17 protein-coding genes and 1 pseudogene are annotated in these 14074 nt (G+C 59.9%); 7 read left to right on the top strand and 11 right to left on the bottom strand.

Annotated features, from left to right (window positions below; all coding sequences use genetic code 11):
• The first annotated feature begins 55 nt into the window (after window positions 1-55).
• The 3 genes from QOS90_RS19590 (at window position 56) to QOS90_RS19580 (ending at window position 1585) form a co-directional block, all read left to right on the top strand.
• On the top strand, window positions 56-649 hold the full coding sequence (locus QOS90_RS19590; RefSeq protein ID WP_012274070.1) for a phosphoheptose isomerase: 594 nt from the start codon (window positions 56-58) through the stop codon (window positions 647-649).
• Complete coding sequence (locus QOS90_RS19585; protein ID WP_027594004.1) at window positions 646-1224, top strand: BON domain-containing protein; 579 nt, start codon at window positions 646-648, stop codon at window positions 1222-1224. The genes QOS90_RS19590 and QOS90_RS19585 overlap by 4 nt, the downstream gene beginning before the upstream one ends.
• 142 nt (window positions 1225-1366) lie before the next feature.
• Entirely contained in the window at window positions 1367-1585 is a 219-nt protein-coding gene (locus QOS90_RS19580; protein WP_085273646.1) for a YgdI/YgdR family lipoprotein, read from the top strand.
• A gap of 51 nt (window positions 1586-1636) precedes the next feature.
• Here QOS90_RS19580 and QOS90_RS19575 read toward each other — a convergent pair whose 3' ends face one another.
• The 7 genes from QOS90_RS19575 to rplM form a co-directional block, all read right to left on the bottom strand.
• Window positions 1637-2068 carry a ClpXP protease specificity-enhancing factor gene (locus tag QOS90_RS19575; protein WP_027594002.1) on the bottom strand — a complete coding sequence of 144 codons (432 nt, stop codon included), beginning with the start codon at window positions 2066-2068 and terminating at the stop codon, window positions 1637-1639.
• Between the two features lie 10 nt (window positions 2069-2078).
• The gene (locus tag QOS90_RS19570) at window positions 2079-2702 is read right to left on the bottom strand and encodes a glutathione S-transferase N-terminal domain-containing protein (RefSeq protein WP_027594001.1); all 624 of its coding nucleotides are present in this window, start codon (window positions 2700-2702) and stop codon (window positions 2079-2081) included.
• Window positions 2703-2819: 117 nt separating this feature from the next.
• Window positions 2820-3599, bottom strand: a complete 780-nt coding sequence (locus QOS90_RS19565; RefSeq protein WP_027594000.1) for a cytochrome c1 — start codon at window positions 3597-3599, stop codon at window positions 2820-2822.
• A complete protein-coding gene (locus QOS90_RS19560; protein WP_027593999.1) occupies window positions 3599-4810 on the bottom strand; it encodes a cytochrome b in 1212 nt (403 codons plus the stop codon). The genes QOS90_RS19565 and QOS90_RS19560 overlap by 1 nt, the downstream gene beginning before the upstream one ends.
• Window positions 4810-5403: a ubiquinol-cytochrome c reductase iron-sulfur subunit gene (gene petA / locus QOS90_RS19555; protein WP_085273647.1), complete on the bottom strand. Its 594-nt coding sequence runs from the start codon at window positions 5401-5403 to the stop codon at window positions 4810-4812. The genes QOS90_RS19560 and petA overlap by 1 nt, the downstream gene beginning before the upstream one ends.
• A gap of 262 nt (window positions 5404-5665) precedes the next feature.
• Window positions 5666-6058 carry a 30S ribosomal protein S9 gene (rpsI, locus tag QOS90_RS19550; RefSeq protein WP_009404633.1) on the bottom strand — a complete coding sequence of 131 codons (393 nt, stop codon included), beginning with the start codon at window positions 6056-6058 and terminating at the stop codon, window positions 5666-5668.
• A gap of 14 nt (window positions 6059-6072) precedes the next feature.
• Window positions 6073-6501 carry a 50S ribosomal protein L13 gene (rplM, locus tag QOS90_RS19545; protein WP_008097538.1) on the bottom strand — a complete coding sequence of 143 codons (429 nt, stop codon included), beginning with the start codon at window positions 6499-6501 and terminating at the stop codon, window positions 6073-6075.
• A gap of 257 nt (window positions 6502-6758) precedes the next feature.
• Between rplM and QOS90_RS19540 the strand changes: the two genes are divergently transcribed.
• Complete coding sequence (locus QOS90_RS19540) at window positions 6759-7799, top strand: NADP(H)-dependent aldo-keto reductase (protein WP_085273648.1); 1041 nt, start codon at window positions 6759-6761, stop codon at window positions 7797-7799.
• A gap of 213 nt (window positions 7800-8012) precedes the next feature.
• Window positions 8013-8933 (top strand): GlxA family transcriptional regulator, encoded by a 921-nt coding sequence (locus tag QOS90_RS19535; protein ID WP_172960431.1) that lies wholly within the window; start codon window positions 8013-8015, stop codon window positions 8931-8933.
• 112 nt (window positions 8934-9045) lie between these two features.
• On the opposite strand, the gene zapE is transcribed toward QOS90_RS19535, so the two are convergent.
• From zapE to QOS90_RS19520, 3 genes are all read right to left on the bottom strand, one after another.
• Complete coding sequence (gene zapE, locus QOS90_RS19530; protein WP_027593995.1) at window positions 9046-10140, bottom strand: cell division protein ZapE; 1095 nt, start codon at window positions 10138-10140, stop codon at window positions 9046-9048.
• A gap of 85 nt (window positions 10141-10225) precedes the next feature.
• Entirely contained in the window at window positions 10226-11575 is a 1350-nt protein-coding gene (locus QOS90_RS19525; protein WP_085273649.1) for a tryptophan--tRNA ligase, read from the bottom strand.
• Between the two features lie 25 nt (window positions 11576-11600).
• Window positions 11601-12236, bottom strand: a complete 636-nt coding sequence (locus QOS90_RS19520; RefSeq protein WP_027593993.1) for an alpha/beta hydrolase — start codon at window positions 12234-12236, stop codon at window positions 11601-11603.
• A gap of 135 nt (window positions 12237-12371) precedes the next feature.
• Here QOS90_RS19520 and QOS90_RS19515 point away from each other — a divergent pair, with 135 nt between their 5' ends.
• Complete coding sequence (locus tag QOS90_RS19515; protein ID WP_027593992.1) at window positions 12372-12809, top strand: Z-ring associated ZapG family protein; 438 nt, start codon at window positions 12372-12374, stop codon at window positions 12807-12809.
• A 169-nt stretch (window positions 12810-12978) separates the two neighbouring features.
• Window positions 12979-13605, top strand: a complete 627-nt coding sequence (locus QOS90_RS19510; protein WP_027593991.1) for a hypothetical protein — start codon at window positions 12979-12981, stop codon at window positions 13603-13605.
• Window positions 13606-13745: 140 nt separating this feature from the next.
• Here the strand turns inward: QOS90_RS19510 and QOS90_RS19505 are convergent.
• A pseudogene (locus QOS90_RS19505) lies at window positions 13746-14074 on the bottom strand (transposase); the annotation flags it as partial.

The raw sequence follows: 14074 nt of genomic DNA, 5'->3' as shown, positions 1-14074 counted from the left end.
CGGGCTGGTCGTTGATGCGCGCAGCAAAGGCCACCGCCCCACTTAAGGTCACCAGATGGACATGCAATCCCGAATTCGCCGGCTGTTCCAGGCCAGCATCGATACCAAGCAACAGGCAATGGACATCCTGGCACCGCACATCGAGCAGGCCAGCCTGGTCATGGTCAATGCGCTTCTCAACGAGGGCAAGATGCTCGCCTGCGGCAACGGCGGCTCGGCCGGCGATGCCCAGCACTTCTCGTCAGAGCTGCTCAACCGCTTCGAGCGCGAGCGCCCGAGCCTGCCGGCCATCGCATTGACAACCGACAGCTCGACGCTGACCTCGATTGCCAATGACTACAGCTACAACGAAGTCTTTTCCAAACAGATTCGCGCCCTGGGCCAGCCCGGCGATGTGTTGCTGGCGATTTCCACCAGCGGCAACTCGGCCAACGTGATTCAAGCGATCCAGGCCGCACATGATCGCGAAATGATTGTCGTAGCATTGACTGGACGTGACGGTGGCGGCATGGCTTCGCTGCTGCTGCCCGAGGACGTGGAAATCCGCGTGCCCTCGACAGTCACCGCGCGTATCCAGGAAGTCCACCTGCTGGCGATCCACTGCCTGTGCGACCTGATCGACAGCCAACTGTTCGGGAGTGAAGAATGACCCCTATGCGCCTCGGCCTGATGGCCCTGACCCTGTGCCTGAGCGTCACCGGCTGCAGCTCGGTGCTGACCTCCACCCGCAATTCGCCAATCGAGGACGATCGCGGCACGCGCACCATCGGCAGCAAGATCGATGACTCGCTGATCGAAACCAAGGCTGCGGTGAATATTTCCAAGGCCAGCCCAGACCTGGACAAGGGCTCGCACATCGTTGTCAGCAGCTACAACGGTATTGTCCTGCTCGCCGGCCAAACCCCGCGCGCCGACCTCAAGAGCTTGGCCGAGCAGACTGCAGGCCAAGTGCAGCGGGTGAAGAAGGTACACAACGAACTGCAGGTGATGCAGCCGTCCTCCATCCTCGCGCGCAACAACGACGCCTGGCTGACCACCAAGATCAAGACCCAGATGCTGACCGACAACGCCGTGCCAAGCTCGCGCATCAAGGTGATTACCGAAAACGGTATCGTCTACCTGCTCGGCCTGGTGACCCAGCAAGAGGCCAACGCCGCCACCGGCGTGGTCCAGAGCGTGTCGGGCGTGCAGAAGATCGTCAAGCTGTTCGAGTACATCGACTGATTCATTGGCCTGTTCCGATCTCATCGCCGGCAAGCCGGCTCTCGCAGGGTTCGTGGTTTACCTGAGGGGGCTGGCTCGCCGGCGATGAGGCGCATACAGGCCACCACAAAGCTTTACCCTTCAGAAATTCAGGAAACACCGCATGAAGAAGCTCCTGCTGCCTGCCCTGCTGATTGGCACCTTCGCCACCCTGGCCGGCTGCTCCACCCCCAGCCTGATCACCCTGAACGACGGCCGCGAGTTCCAGGCCGTCGACGCGCCGCGCTACCAGAAGGCCACCGGCTTCTACGAGTTCCAGCAACTCGACGGCAAACGCACCCGTATCAACAAAGACCAGGTGCGCACCATCAGCGACCTGTAATCGCAGGTGCAGCGCAAATAAAAAGGCGATCCGATTGGATCGCCTTTTTTGTTACTTGACCACTTTGAGGCTCGGCCGGCCCGTCGGACGCGGCGGCTGGCCACCCCCTTCAGGTGGGCCGTCATCATCCGGCTCGACGTCGTCGTCTTCCAGCTCATCGCCTTCCAGCAACGACGGCTCCAGCTCGAAGACCATGCCCTGCCCGTTTTCACGAGCGTAGATACCGAGGATCGCACCAATCGGCACGAACAACGTGTGGGCGACGCCGCCGAAGCGGCCCTCGAAGCTCACCGCATCGTTATCCATGTGCAGGCTGCGCACGGCGCTCGGCGAGATATTCAGGACAATCTGACCATCACTGGCAAAACCTTGCGGCACCTGGACTGCCGGGAATTCGGCATTGACCAGCATATGGGGCGTGCAATCGTTGTCGACGATCCACTCGTACAGTGCTCGAACCAGATAGGGGCGACTGGAGTTCATCAACAGCTCCTTAAAGCTTGCGCATTTCACGTTCTACAGAGGACAGGCTCGCCATGAAAGGCTCGCGGGCGAACTGTCGCTCCATGTAATCCAGCAGCGGCTTGGCTTGCCGCGGCAATTCGATACCCATGACCGGCAAACGCCAGAGTATGGGCAATAGACAACAATCGACCAGGCTTTGCTCATCACTCATGAAGCAGGCGAACTCACCGAACAGCGGCGAGACACCGGTCAAGCTCTCTCGCAGCGCCTTGCGCGCCTCGGCCCGGGCAGCGTCAGTGCTGCGCGCGTCGAGCACGGTGTCCGCCAGGGCACACCAGTCGCGCTGAATGCGGTGTATGAGCAGGCGGCTGTTGCCACGCGCCACAGGGTACACCGGCATCAAGGGTGGATGCGGGTAACGCTCTTCGAGGTATTCCATCACCACGGTCGACTCATACAACGCCAGGTCGCGGTCGACCAAGGTCGGCACGCTCCCATAGGGGTTCACCTCAACCAGCTTGGGCGGCAGACGGCCAGGATCGACGTCGACGATCTGCACGCTGATGCCTTTTTCGGCAAGAACGAGGCGTACCCGATGAGAATAGTGATCAGCGGGATCGGAATAGCAGGCTAACCTGTTGGTTGCGCCCATGTAGCGCCTCCTCGCACGAGATGCTCGTAAAACTCTAAATGAAAACGCGCCCGGGGTACCCTGGCAAATCTGCTAGGGCCCCCCGGGCGCGTTCAACTACCAGAAATTACTGCGTGATCAGTGCACGTCCTTCCAGTATTCACGCTTGAGCAAATAGGCGAATACGAAGAAGAAAGCCAGGTACAGCAACACATAGGTACCAATGCGCTGGCTTTCCAGTTTGACCGGGTTGGCCGAATAGGCCAGGAAGGTCACCAGGTTCTTGACCTTCTCGTCGAACTGCTCGGTCGTCAGGGTACCGGAATTCGGCGTGATGGTCAGCTGGTCGCACGCTTCATGGGTCAATGGGCTGCCCGTCAGCGGGTCAAACTGCTTCTTGCCATCGACCACACTCTGCACCTGCTTGCAGCCAACCACCTGGTTGCCCTGCAGGCCGACCAGCACGTTGGGCATGCCAACGTTAGGGAACACCTTGTTGTTCACCCCATAAGGACGCGACTTGTCCTCATAGAAGCTGCGCAGGTAGGTGTACAGCCAATCGGTACCCCGCACCCGGGCGACCAGGGTCAGGTCGGGTGGGGCGGCGCCGAACCAGGTCTTGGCATCGCTTGGCTTCATGCCGATGTTCATGTGGTCACCAATCTTGGCACCGGTGAACACCAGCTTTTCAAGCATCAGCTCGTGGGGGATGCCCAGGTCATCGGCCACCCGCTCGTAGCGCTGGAACTTGGCGCTGTGGCAACCCATGCAATAGTTGGCAAAGGTGCGCGCACCATCCTGCATGGCCGCTTTGTCGGTCAGGTCGATGTCGACCTTGTCCAGCTCCAGGCCGTGTTCCGCAGCGAAGGAAAAGGCAGGCATCACTGCCAGCAAAAATACTGCAATCAACTTTTTCATCAGCCAGTCACCCTTTCCGGAACCGGTTTGGTCTTCTCGAGCCTTGTGTAGAACGGCATCAGCAGGAAGTAGGCGAAGTACAACACCGTGCACACCTGCGACAGCAAGGTGCGCCCTGGTGTCGGTGCCAGCACGCCCAATATGCCGAGGATGACGAAGGCCACGCAGAACACCAGCAGGAAGAGCTTGCTGATCCAGCCTTTGTAACGCATGGAGCGCACCGGGCTGCGGTCGAGCCAAGGCAACACGAACAGCACGGCGATGGCGGCACCCATGGCGATCACACCCATGAGCTTGTCAGGCACCGCACGCAAGATCGCGTAGAACGGCGTGAAGTACCACACCGGCGCAATGTGCTCAGGCGTCTTGAAGGCGTTCGCCTGCTCGAAGTTCGGTTTCTCCAGGAAGTAACCGCCCATTTCCGGGAAGAAGAACACCACGGCGCAGAACACGAAGAGGAACACGACCACGCCGACAATGTCCTTGACGGTGTAGTACGGGTGGAACGGAATGCCGTCCAGCGGGATACCGTTTTCGTCCTTTTTCTTCTTGATGTCGACGCCATCGGGGTTGTTCGAACCCACTTCATGCAAGGCCAGGATGTGCAGCACCACCAGGCCCAGGATGACGATCGGCAGGGCTACCACATGCAGGGCGAAGAAGCGGTTCAGGGTAATACCGGAAATCAGGTAGTCACCACGAATCCACTGGGTGAGGTCGTCGCCGATCACCGGAATCGCACCGAACAGCGAGATGATCACCTGGGCACCCCAGTACGACATCTGCCCCCAAGGCAGCAGGTAGCCCATGAAGGCCTCTGCCATCAGCGCCAGGTAGATCAGCATACCGAACAGCCAGACCAGCTCACGTGGCTTCTGGTAGGAGCCGTAGAGCAGCCCGCGGAACATGTGCAGGTAGACCACGATGAAGAACGCCGACGCGCCGGTGGAGTGCAGGTAGCGCAGGATCCAGCCGTATTCCACGTCACGCATGATGTACTCGACCGAGGCGAAGGCCTCTTCTGCCGAGGGCGTGAAGCTCATGGTCAGCCACACACCGGTGACGATCTGGTTGACCAGCACCAGCAACGCCAGGGAGCCGAAGAAATACAGGAAGTTGAAGTTCTTGGGCGCGTAATACTTGCTCAGGTGGTCTTCCCACATCTTGGTGGCGGGGAAGCGCGCATCAATCCAGTCCATGAACTTGCTCATCATGCGTTCTCCTGATCGACGCCGATGACAATGATGTCGTCCGACTCATACGAGTGCGGCGGCACTGGCAGGTTGAGAGGCGCCGGCTGCGACTTGTAGACACGGCCAGCCAGGTCGTAGTGGGAACCGTGGCACGGGCAGAAATAGCCCCCTACCCACTTTGGCCCCAGGTCGGCGGGCGCCACTTCAGGGCGGAACGTCGGCGAGCAGCCCAGGTGGGTGCACAGGCCTACAAGAATGAGTATTTCCGGCTTGATCGAGCGCACCTGCGGGTCGACGTAGGCGGGTTGCACCGAGGCCTTCGACTCGGGGTCGGACAGGTCTGCGGTAATTTTCTTGAGGTTCCCGAGGATCTCCTCCGTTCGCCGTACGATGAACACAGGCTGGCCACGCCACTCGGCCACCATCTGCTGCCCGGCCTCGACCTTGGCGATATTCACCTTCACCGGTGCACCCGCGGCTTTCGCCTTGGCACTGGGAAACCATGACCCCACGAACGGTACCGCAGCCCCCACTGCCCCCGCCGCCCCGACCACAGAGGTCGCGGCTACGAGGAAGCGGCGCCGGCCTGCGTTGACGCCGTCATTGCTCATTCAGTCCTCTCCCATCAGCTTGCTTGGCCTGTTGGATCAGGCCTGTACTTAGGTAATGTCTGTGGCACTAAAAATTGGCCGCCATGGTAAGAAACAAATCCACACACTGACAAGGTGATTACCCGGTTGCGGGCTACAACCCTCGCTTTGCTTGATCTGCGTCTATGCGGTAAGCCGTCACGGACATGCTGACAGGTTAGTTCAAGACATAAAAAAAGCCCGGTTCCAAAGGAACCGGGCTTTTTCGACTGCCGAAGCGAAATTAACGCTTGGAGTACTGAGGACGCTTACGCGCTTTACGCAGACCCACTTTCTTACGCTCAACTTCACGAGCGTCGCGGGTGACGTAGCCAGCACGACGCAGAGCGCCACGCAGGGTTTCGTCGTATTCCATCAGAGCGCGGGTGATACCGTGACGGATCGCACCGGCTTGACCGCTGACACCACCACCAGCAACGGTGACGTAGATGTCGAACTTCTCAACGGTCTCGGTCAGTTCCAGCGGCTGGCGAACAACCATGCGAGCGGTTTCGCGGCCGAAGAACACGTCCAGAGAACGGTTGTTGATGGAAATGTTACCAGTACCCGGACGCAGGAAAACGCGAGCGGTTGCGGTCTTGCGACGGCCAGTGCCGTAATTTTGAGTCGCCGACATAATGAACTATCCCGTTAGATCTTCAGTTCTTGAGGCTGCTGAGCAGTGTGTGGGTGAGCAGCACCCGCGTACACTTTCAGCTTACGGTACATGTCGCGACCCAGCGGGTTCTTAGGCAGCATGCCTTTGACCGCGGTTTCGATAACACGCTCAGGGGCCTTGGCGATCAACTTCTCGAAGTTGATTTCCTTGATACCGCCTGGGAAGCCGGAGTGGGAGTAGTACATTTTGTCGGAAGACTTGGCGCCAGTTACACGGATTTGCTCGGCGTTGATGACGACGATGTAGTCGCCGGTGTCAACGTGAGGGGTGTATTCTGGTTTGTGTTTGCCACGCAGACGGCTAGCGATTTCGGTAGCCAGACGACCCAGGGTCTGGCCAGCGGCGTCGACTACGAACCACTCGCGCTTTACTGTTTCCGGTTTAGCAGTAAAAGTTTTCATTCTCTAAAGCCTCAGAGGCCGCCCAGCGAAAAATAGACGGCGAATCTTACTGGATAGTGCACAGCTTGCCAAGGGCAAGCGCGCAGCCGAACACAGACGCTTTTGGGGGCTCGGGTCGGGCACGCCAATGTTCGACGGGGTTCTTCCTGCATGGTGGTGCATCACTTCCGCCACACGGAGAGGTGCCGAATTATCCAGATTGCGCGAAAAATTTCAACCTGCTTTTATGGGCTTCTTTACCAAGGAGAGTTTTCCCGATGGAATACCGCCAGCTCGGCCGTACCGATCTCAACGTCAGCGCCCTGTGCCTGGGCACCATGACCTGGGGCGAACAGAACGCTCAGGACGAGGCCTTCAAGCAGATTGCGATGGCCAAGGCCGCCGGGGTCAACTTCATCGACACCGCCGAAATGTACCCGGTGCCACCGCGCCCAGAGACCTATGCCGCCACCGAGCGCATCATCGGCAACTGGTTCCGCGAAAAGCGTGATCGCGACGACTGGATCCTGGCCAGCAAGGTCGCAGGCCCCGGCAACGGCATCAGCCACATCCGTGATGGCCAGCTCAAGCACAACCGCCAGCACATCGTCGCGGCGCTGGACGAAAGCCTGAAACGCCTGCAAACCGACCGCATCGACCTGTACCAGCTGCACTGGCCGGAGCGCAGCACCAACTTCTTCGGCAAGCTGGGCTATCAGCACCTGCCACAGGACCACTTCACCCCACTGGAAGAGACCCTCGAAGTGCTCGACGAGCAGGTGCGCGCGGGCAAGATCCGCCACATTGGCCTGTCCAACGAAACGCCGTGGGGCACCATGAAGTTCCTGCAGTTGGCAGAAGCCCGCGGCTGGCCGCGCGCGGTGTCGATCCAGAACCCGTACAACCTGCTCAACCGCAGTTTCGAGGTGGGCCTGGCGGAAATCGCCATCCGTGAGCAATGCGGGCTGCTGGCTTATTCGCCGCTGGCCTTTGGCATGCTGTCGGGCAAATACGAGAACGGCGCCCGGCCAGAAAAAGGCCGCCTGACGCTGTTCAGCCGCTTCGCCCGCTACTCCAACCCGCAGACCGTGGCGGCCTGCAGCCGCTATGTGCAACTGGCCCAGGCACATGGGCTGGACCCGGCGCAGATGGCCCTGGCGTTCGTCACACGCCAGCCGTTCGTGACCAGCAACATTATCGGTGCGACTAGCGTCGAACAGCTCGAGAGCAACTTGGCGAGCCTGGACCTGAAGCTGAGCGATGAGCTGCTGGCGGCGATCGAGGCGATTCATCAGGACCAGCCCAACCCGGCGCCCTGAACCCAGTGCAACGCTGTCCCTTTCGCCGGTGAACTCGCGAAAGGGACCGTGCAATTCTGCGGGGTAGACACAATCGCCAAAAAATAAGACGATCCAGCCGGTGATTGACCACTCTACCCTATAAGAACAATGACAATGATGTTTACCCAACCCTCCGCGTCGCTGCGGCGCGTCAGCATCCTGGCCATTGACAAGGTGTTCGCTTCGACCTTGATGCAAGCCAAGGATTTCTTCCACCTCGCCAGCCTGCGGTACAGCAAGCAATTGGGCCTGGGCCTGCAGCCCATGTTCGAAATTGGCCTGGTGAGCCCAGACGGCCAGCCCGTGGACAGCTTCAGTAATGTCCAGCTGCCGGTAGACGGCGGCCTGAACGATGCCGATATCATCATCCTCCCAGCGTTCTGGGACGACTTCGACAACCTCATGCAGCGTTATCCACAGGTGTTGCCGTGGCTGCGCGAGCAACATGCCCGTGGCGCCGTGCTGTGCGCTGAAGCCTCTGGCGTGTTCTGGCTGGCCGAGTCCGGCCTGCTCGACGGCAAGGAGGCGACGACCTACTGGCGTTTCTTCGCCAATTTCGCCGAGCGTTTTCCGAAAATCCGCCTGAACCAGGACAAGCACCTGACCGATGCCGACAATATCTATTGCGCGGGCGGTGCGACGTCGGCCTGTGACCTGTATATCTACCTGATCGAGCGCTTCTGCGGTGCCAACGTGGCCCGCGCCGTGGCCCGCGACATCCTTTACGAAGTGCAGCGCAACTACACCCCGGGGCGCATGGGTTTTGGTGGGCAGAAACTGCACCAGGACCTGATCATTCTGCAGATTCAGCACTGGCTGGAAGAGCACTTCGCCGACAAGTTCCGCTTCGAGGACGTGGCCCGCAACCATGGCATGAGCATTCGCAACTTCATGCGTCGCTTCCAGGGCGCGACGGGCGATAAACCGCTGCATTACCTGCAACGGCTACGGATCGAGACCGCCAAGGGCTTGTTGTCGAGCACGCGCAAGAGCATCAAGACCATCAGCTACGAAGTGGGCTACGACGATGCCAGCTTCTTTGCCCGGTTGTTCCGCCAGCACACGGAGTTGTCGCCGAACCAGTATCGGCAGCAGTTCATGCAAGAGGCTTGAGGGCTAGGGGGCCGCTTCGCGCCCCATCGCAGGCAAGCCAGCTCCTACAGGGACCGCGCGGTACTTGTGGGAGCTGGCTTGCCAGCGATGGGCCGCAAAGCGGCCCCAATATTCAAGGCTTGTGCGCGCGCGACAGGAACTCGTGCGACTGCATCTCCAGCAACCGGCTCAAGGTCCGCTGGAACTCGAAGCTCAGCCGGCCACCGGTGTACAGGTCCTTCAACTCCACCTCAGCCGAAATGATCAGCTTGACGTTACGGTCGTAGAACTCGTCGACCATGTTGATGAACCGGCGGGCGATATCATCGGTGGCAACGCCCATCTGCTCGACATTGCTCAGCAGTACCGCATGGAAGATCTTGCCCAGCTCGATGTAGTCGTTCTGGCTACGCGGCCCGTCGCACAGGGCGCGGAAGTCGAACCAGGCGACGTCATCGCAGGTGCGCAGGGCGTTGATCGGGCGGTTCTCGATCATCAGCACGTCGTTCTCGACAGCCTGGGTGCACTCAGGTGTCAGCGCCTTGAAGCTGGCACGCATGCTCTGGTGTGCGGCGTCATTGAGCGGGAAGTGGAACAGTTCGGCCTGCTCCAGATGGCGCAAGCGATAGTCCACGCCACTGTCGACGTTCACCACATCGGTGTACTGCTTGATCATGGCGATGGCGGGCAGGAAGCGCGCACGCTGCAGGCCGTCCTTGTACAGGCCGTCCGGCACGATGTTGGACGTCGCCACCAAGGACACGCCGTTCTTGAACAGCTCCTCCATCAAGGTGCCGAGGATCATCGCATCGGTAATGTCGGAGACGAAGAACTCGTCGAAGCAGATGACTTTGGCTTCGTCGCTGAAACGCTTGGCGATGAGGGTCAGCGGGTTTTTCTCGCCCTTGAGGGTTTTCATTTCCTCGTGCACGCGCTTCATGAAGCGGTGGAAGTGCGTCCGCATCTTCTGCTTGAACGGCAGCGCCTCGTAGAAGGTGTCGACCAGGTAGGTCTTGCCACGCCCTACCCCACCCCAGAAGTACAGGCCCTTGACCGGCGTCTGCTCTTTCTTGCCGAACAGCTTGCCGAACACGCCCGGCTTGTTGTTCTGCGCATGTACCAGGTCGTCGTACAGGCGCTGCAAGTGACGCACCGCAGTCTCCTGCGCCGCATCATGGAAGAAGTCGGGACGTTTCAGATCTGCTTGGTATCGTTCTAGGGGCGTCATGATTTCGTTAGCGAGGCAACAAAAAACGGGCCGTCACTGTAGCGACAGGCCCGCTTAATGGCAATCAGACTTGCGTCAAACTGTCTCAGTCCTGCTGTGGCACCAGGGCCTCGTGGAGGCTTTGAACAGCCGCATCACGGGCTTCGGCCGTGTCGAACTGCGGCCCTTCAGCCACGTGCTCGCCATTCAGCCACAGGCTGAAGCTCAGCCCTTCGGCACGCACATCGGCTTCGCCACCTTGCTGCAGTTGCTTGCTGACGGCGCCGGCGCTTTTGCCGTCGGCGAAGCTGCGCGACAGCAACAGTTGCTCGCCGTCGGCGGCCAGCAGGCGGAAGCGGAAGCTGCCATCCTCGTCACGGAAGCTGACGAAACGCGCGCTCTTGGCGGCCTTCTTCTTCACTTCGGTGTTGGCCTGCACGCTGCTGCGGAACGAACGCAGGCCCACGGCTTCGCGCAGCTGCTCGAGGAACGGCGTGGCGATCTTGCGGGCTTTGGCGGCGCCGGCCAACAGGATGTCTTCCAGGTCCGATGGACGCGAGATCAGTTGATGGTAGTGGTCGCGCTTCTCGGCCAGTTGCCCATCCAGCAGTTGGAACAGACGCTGCTTGGCGTCGCCCCAGCCCAGGCCCTGCAGCAGCTCTTCGCGGAAGCCGGCGCATTGCTCCGGCGTCGAGAAGGCCTGGTACAGGGTGAACAAGTGCGAAGTGTCCGGATCTTTCGCTTCGCCCGGCGCGCGCGAGTCGGTCACGATGCGCGAAATGGCGTCTTTCATGTCCTTGGCGCTGGTGAACAGCGGGATGGTGTTGTCGTAGCTCTTGGACATCTTGCGCCCGTCCAGGCCCGGCAACGTCGCCACGCTCTCTTCAATCACCGCCTCCGGCAGGGCAAAGAAGTCCTTGCCCTGGCCGAACAGGTGGTTGAAGCGCTGGCCAATGTCACGCGCCATTTCCACGTGCTGGATCTGGTCACGGCCGACCGGCACCTTGTGGGCGTTGAACATCAGGATGTCGGCGGCCATCAGCACCGGGTAGCTGAACAGCCCCATGGTCACGCCGGCGTCCGGGTCTTCACCGTTCTCGACGTTCTTGTCCACCGAGGCCTTGTAGGCGTGGGCACGGTTGAGCAGGCCCTTGGCAGCGACACAGGTCAGCAACCAGGTCAGTTCGGGGATTTCCGGGATGTCGGACTGGCGATAGAAGGTCACCTTGTCCGGATCGAGGCCACCGGCCAGCCAGGTGGCAGCGATTTCCAAGCGCGAGCGCTGGATGCGCAGCGGGTCGTCGCACTTGATCAGGGCGTGGTAGTCGGCCAGGAAGTAGAACGAATCGGCACCGGGTTGTTGGCTGGCGCGGATCGCCGGGCGAATGGCGCCGGCGTAGTTGCCCAGGTGCGGGGTGCCGGTGGTGGTGATACCGGTAAGGATGCGCGTGGTCATGGGTGTTCGCTTATTCAGGCTTGGCTCAATTCGAAAGGCGCGGCAGCAGCAGATCCTTCAGATCGGTCAGCTTGCCATGGAAGAAGTGTCCGCATTCTGCCACTTTCAGCAGCTCATGGGGGCGCGACAGGGTGTCAGACCATTCGTAGACCAACTGCGGATCGACGACCTCGTCGCTGTCGGGCTGCACCAGGGTGATCGGGCAGCGCTGCGGCAACGGGAATTCGTCTGTCAGGCGCATCACCGCCGGGGCGATCATGAACAGGTGTTGCAACTCAACCCCAGCGCTTTCCAGGCGCCCTGCCAGGCTGGTCGCGACGAAACCACCGAACGAGAAGCCCATCAGCACCACCGGCAGCTCAGGGTGCTTCGCGCGCAACCAGGCGGCGGCCGCCTCGGCATCGGCTACCTCGCCCGCGCCCATATCATGGCTGCCGGCGCTTTGGCCGACACCCCGGTAGTTGAAGCGCAGGGTCACGTAACCGGCGTCACGCGCGGTGCGTTGCAACGTCGAAACCACCTTGTTGAGCATGGTGCCGCCCTGAACCGGGTTGGGGTGGCAGATCAGCACCACGCCGCGGGCATCGGCCACGTCCAGGTACAAGGCTTCCAACTGGCCACAAGGGCCATCGATGAACAAGGGGGTTTCGCGGACAAGCAAGGTACTACTCCGTGACCTCGGGAAGGGTCGATTCGTCTAGGTGAGGAATTCTGTTCTGATTTGCGATCGCTCGCGGTATACAGCGCAGGTCTGAGCCGTTAACGTAAAGCAAAGCCGTTTATAGAGGAAGGACTCGTGGAACTCTCGCTCCTTGTTTGGTTGTTGCCGACCCTGGCCCTGGTCATCGGCGTGGTGGTTGGTTTCGTCGTAGCCCGCCTGCTGCCCAATGCCGCGCCGAGCAGCACGCAACGTCAACTGGATGACATCCAGCAGCGTTTCGACAGCTACCAGAACGAAGTGGTCACCCACTTCAACAGCACCGCCGTACTGGTCAAGAAACTCACCCAGAGCTACCAGGATGTCCAGGATCACCTCGCCGATGGCGCCAACACCCTGGCCCTCGACGACGTCACCCGCCAGCGCCTGCTGGCCGCCCTGCACTCCGAAGCGGCCCAAGGCCCACGCGACCGTCTGACCCCGCCGAAGGACACCGCCGAAGTGCCACGCGACTACGCGCCAAAAACGCCGAACTCGCCGGGTATGCTCGATGAGAGCTACGGGCTCAAGCGTTGAGCTGATGCATTGAAAAGGCCTCGAAAGAGGCCTTTTGTTTTTCTGAGGGGTGGAGAAAGGTTAAGCAAGGCAACAGAATCACTCAACGTGCTCAGAGCGTATTTCCAAGTGCCTGTCATCCAAGTATTACCGGACCCTGCATAAGCCCATCCAACCCAGGAGAACGCTTATGCTGACTCACCGACAACGCTCGTTTATTGCCACTGCCGAGGCCGTGGACGGTAGCTTGAACTTTCTCGACGAGTTGCTCGGCAAGCCTGCCGAATTCGTGACGCCTTCAATCACTATCCCAGCTAGAACTGAAAACATCGCGCCAGGCAGATTTGCATCTATATATGTCGACTTTCCACCCGAAGTGATACCTGGCAAGAAACAAGACAAGTCGAATTACTTGGGCCACCTACCAAGCGTCGTCGACGTCACGCCTTTGCAACTGTACTTTCGCTGCGTAGATGATGGCTATCGGCTGTTTGTTCGCTCCTCCGTTCGCTACAAGCACGCGCTTTATATTCATGAGGAACATTGCGTGTGCGCGTTGACCTCGCCATTCAATGGCGTCTATCCAACGCTGTTCGACTTGCTGGATACCAACGATACACCGATCACCTTCGACGACCTTGGGGACGAGGTTATCGTGCGCCTTACTCCGGCTGGCGAACGTGCGCCACTGATGCTGCACACGTTCAAAGATAATCCTTTCACCTATATTTGTACGCAGGGCCAGCGGCCTCTCGAGCTGCGCCTGCATATTCTGGAAAGAAACGCCGCCTACCTCAACGACCCTGATGAAGTGTGATCTCCTGGCAAGATCTGCTGGAGGCGTTCGCAGTGCTTCAGGTGAGGTCTTGAGCCGTGCTTCGCTGAATGGCCAGTCGTTTTCCCCCTCACGTTTTCTTACCCGTTTCTAGTGTGGTGTTTCAGAAATACCACTGAAAATCATCTACCCAGCGCTCGTGCCGCGCGAGCGACTGAGGCAAGGATGTCCTCGCCTTCTTTTGCCACCGAAATGGCTTCGGATTCTGGTTGTAGGTTTCCAGGTAGTGCTCAATCGACGCCTCCAGATCCTTAACGCTGACATGTGCCTGCCGCTTGATCCACTTCTCGCTCAGCGTTGAGAAAAACCTCTCAACCAAATTCAGCCAGGATGCCGAGGTGGGCGTGAAGTGGATGTTGTAGCGTGGCCTCGCCGCAAGCCACGCCCTGACCTTGTCAGTCTTGTGAGTCGCATAGTTATCCATGATCAGATGAATCGGCATATCGGCAGG

The sequence above is a fragment of the Pseudomonas sp. LAIL14HWK12:I10 genome, from assembly GCF_900184205.1.
GTDB lineage: Bacteria > Pseudomonadota > Gammaproteobacteria > Pseudomonadales > Pseudomonadaceae > Aquipseudomonas > Aquipseudomonas kermanshahensis.
Note: the sequence above shows the minus strand (reverse complement) of the source record. Positions and strands in the feature narration are given on the sequence as shown.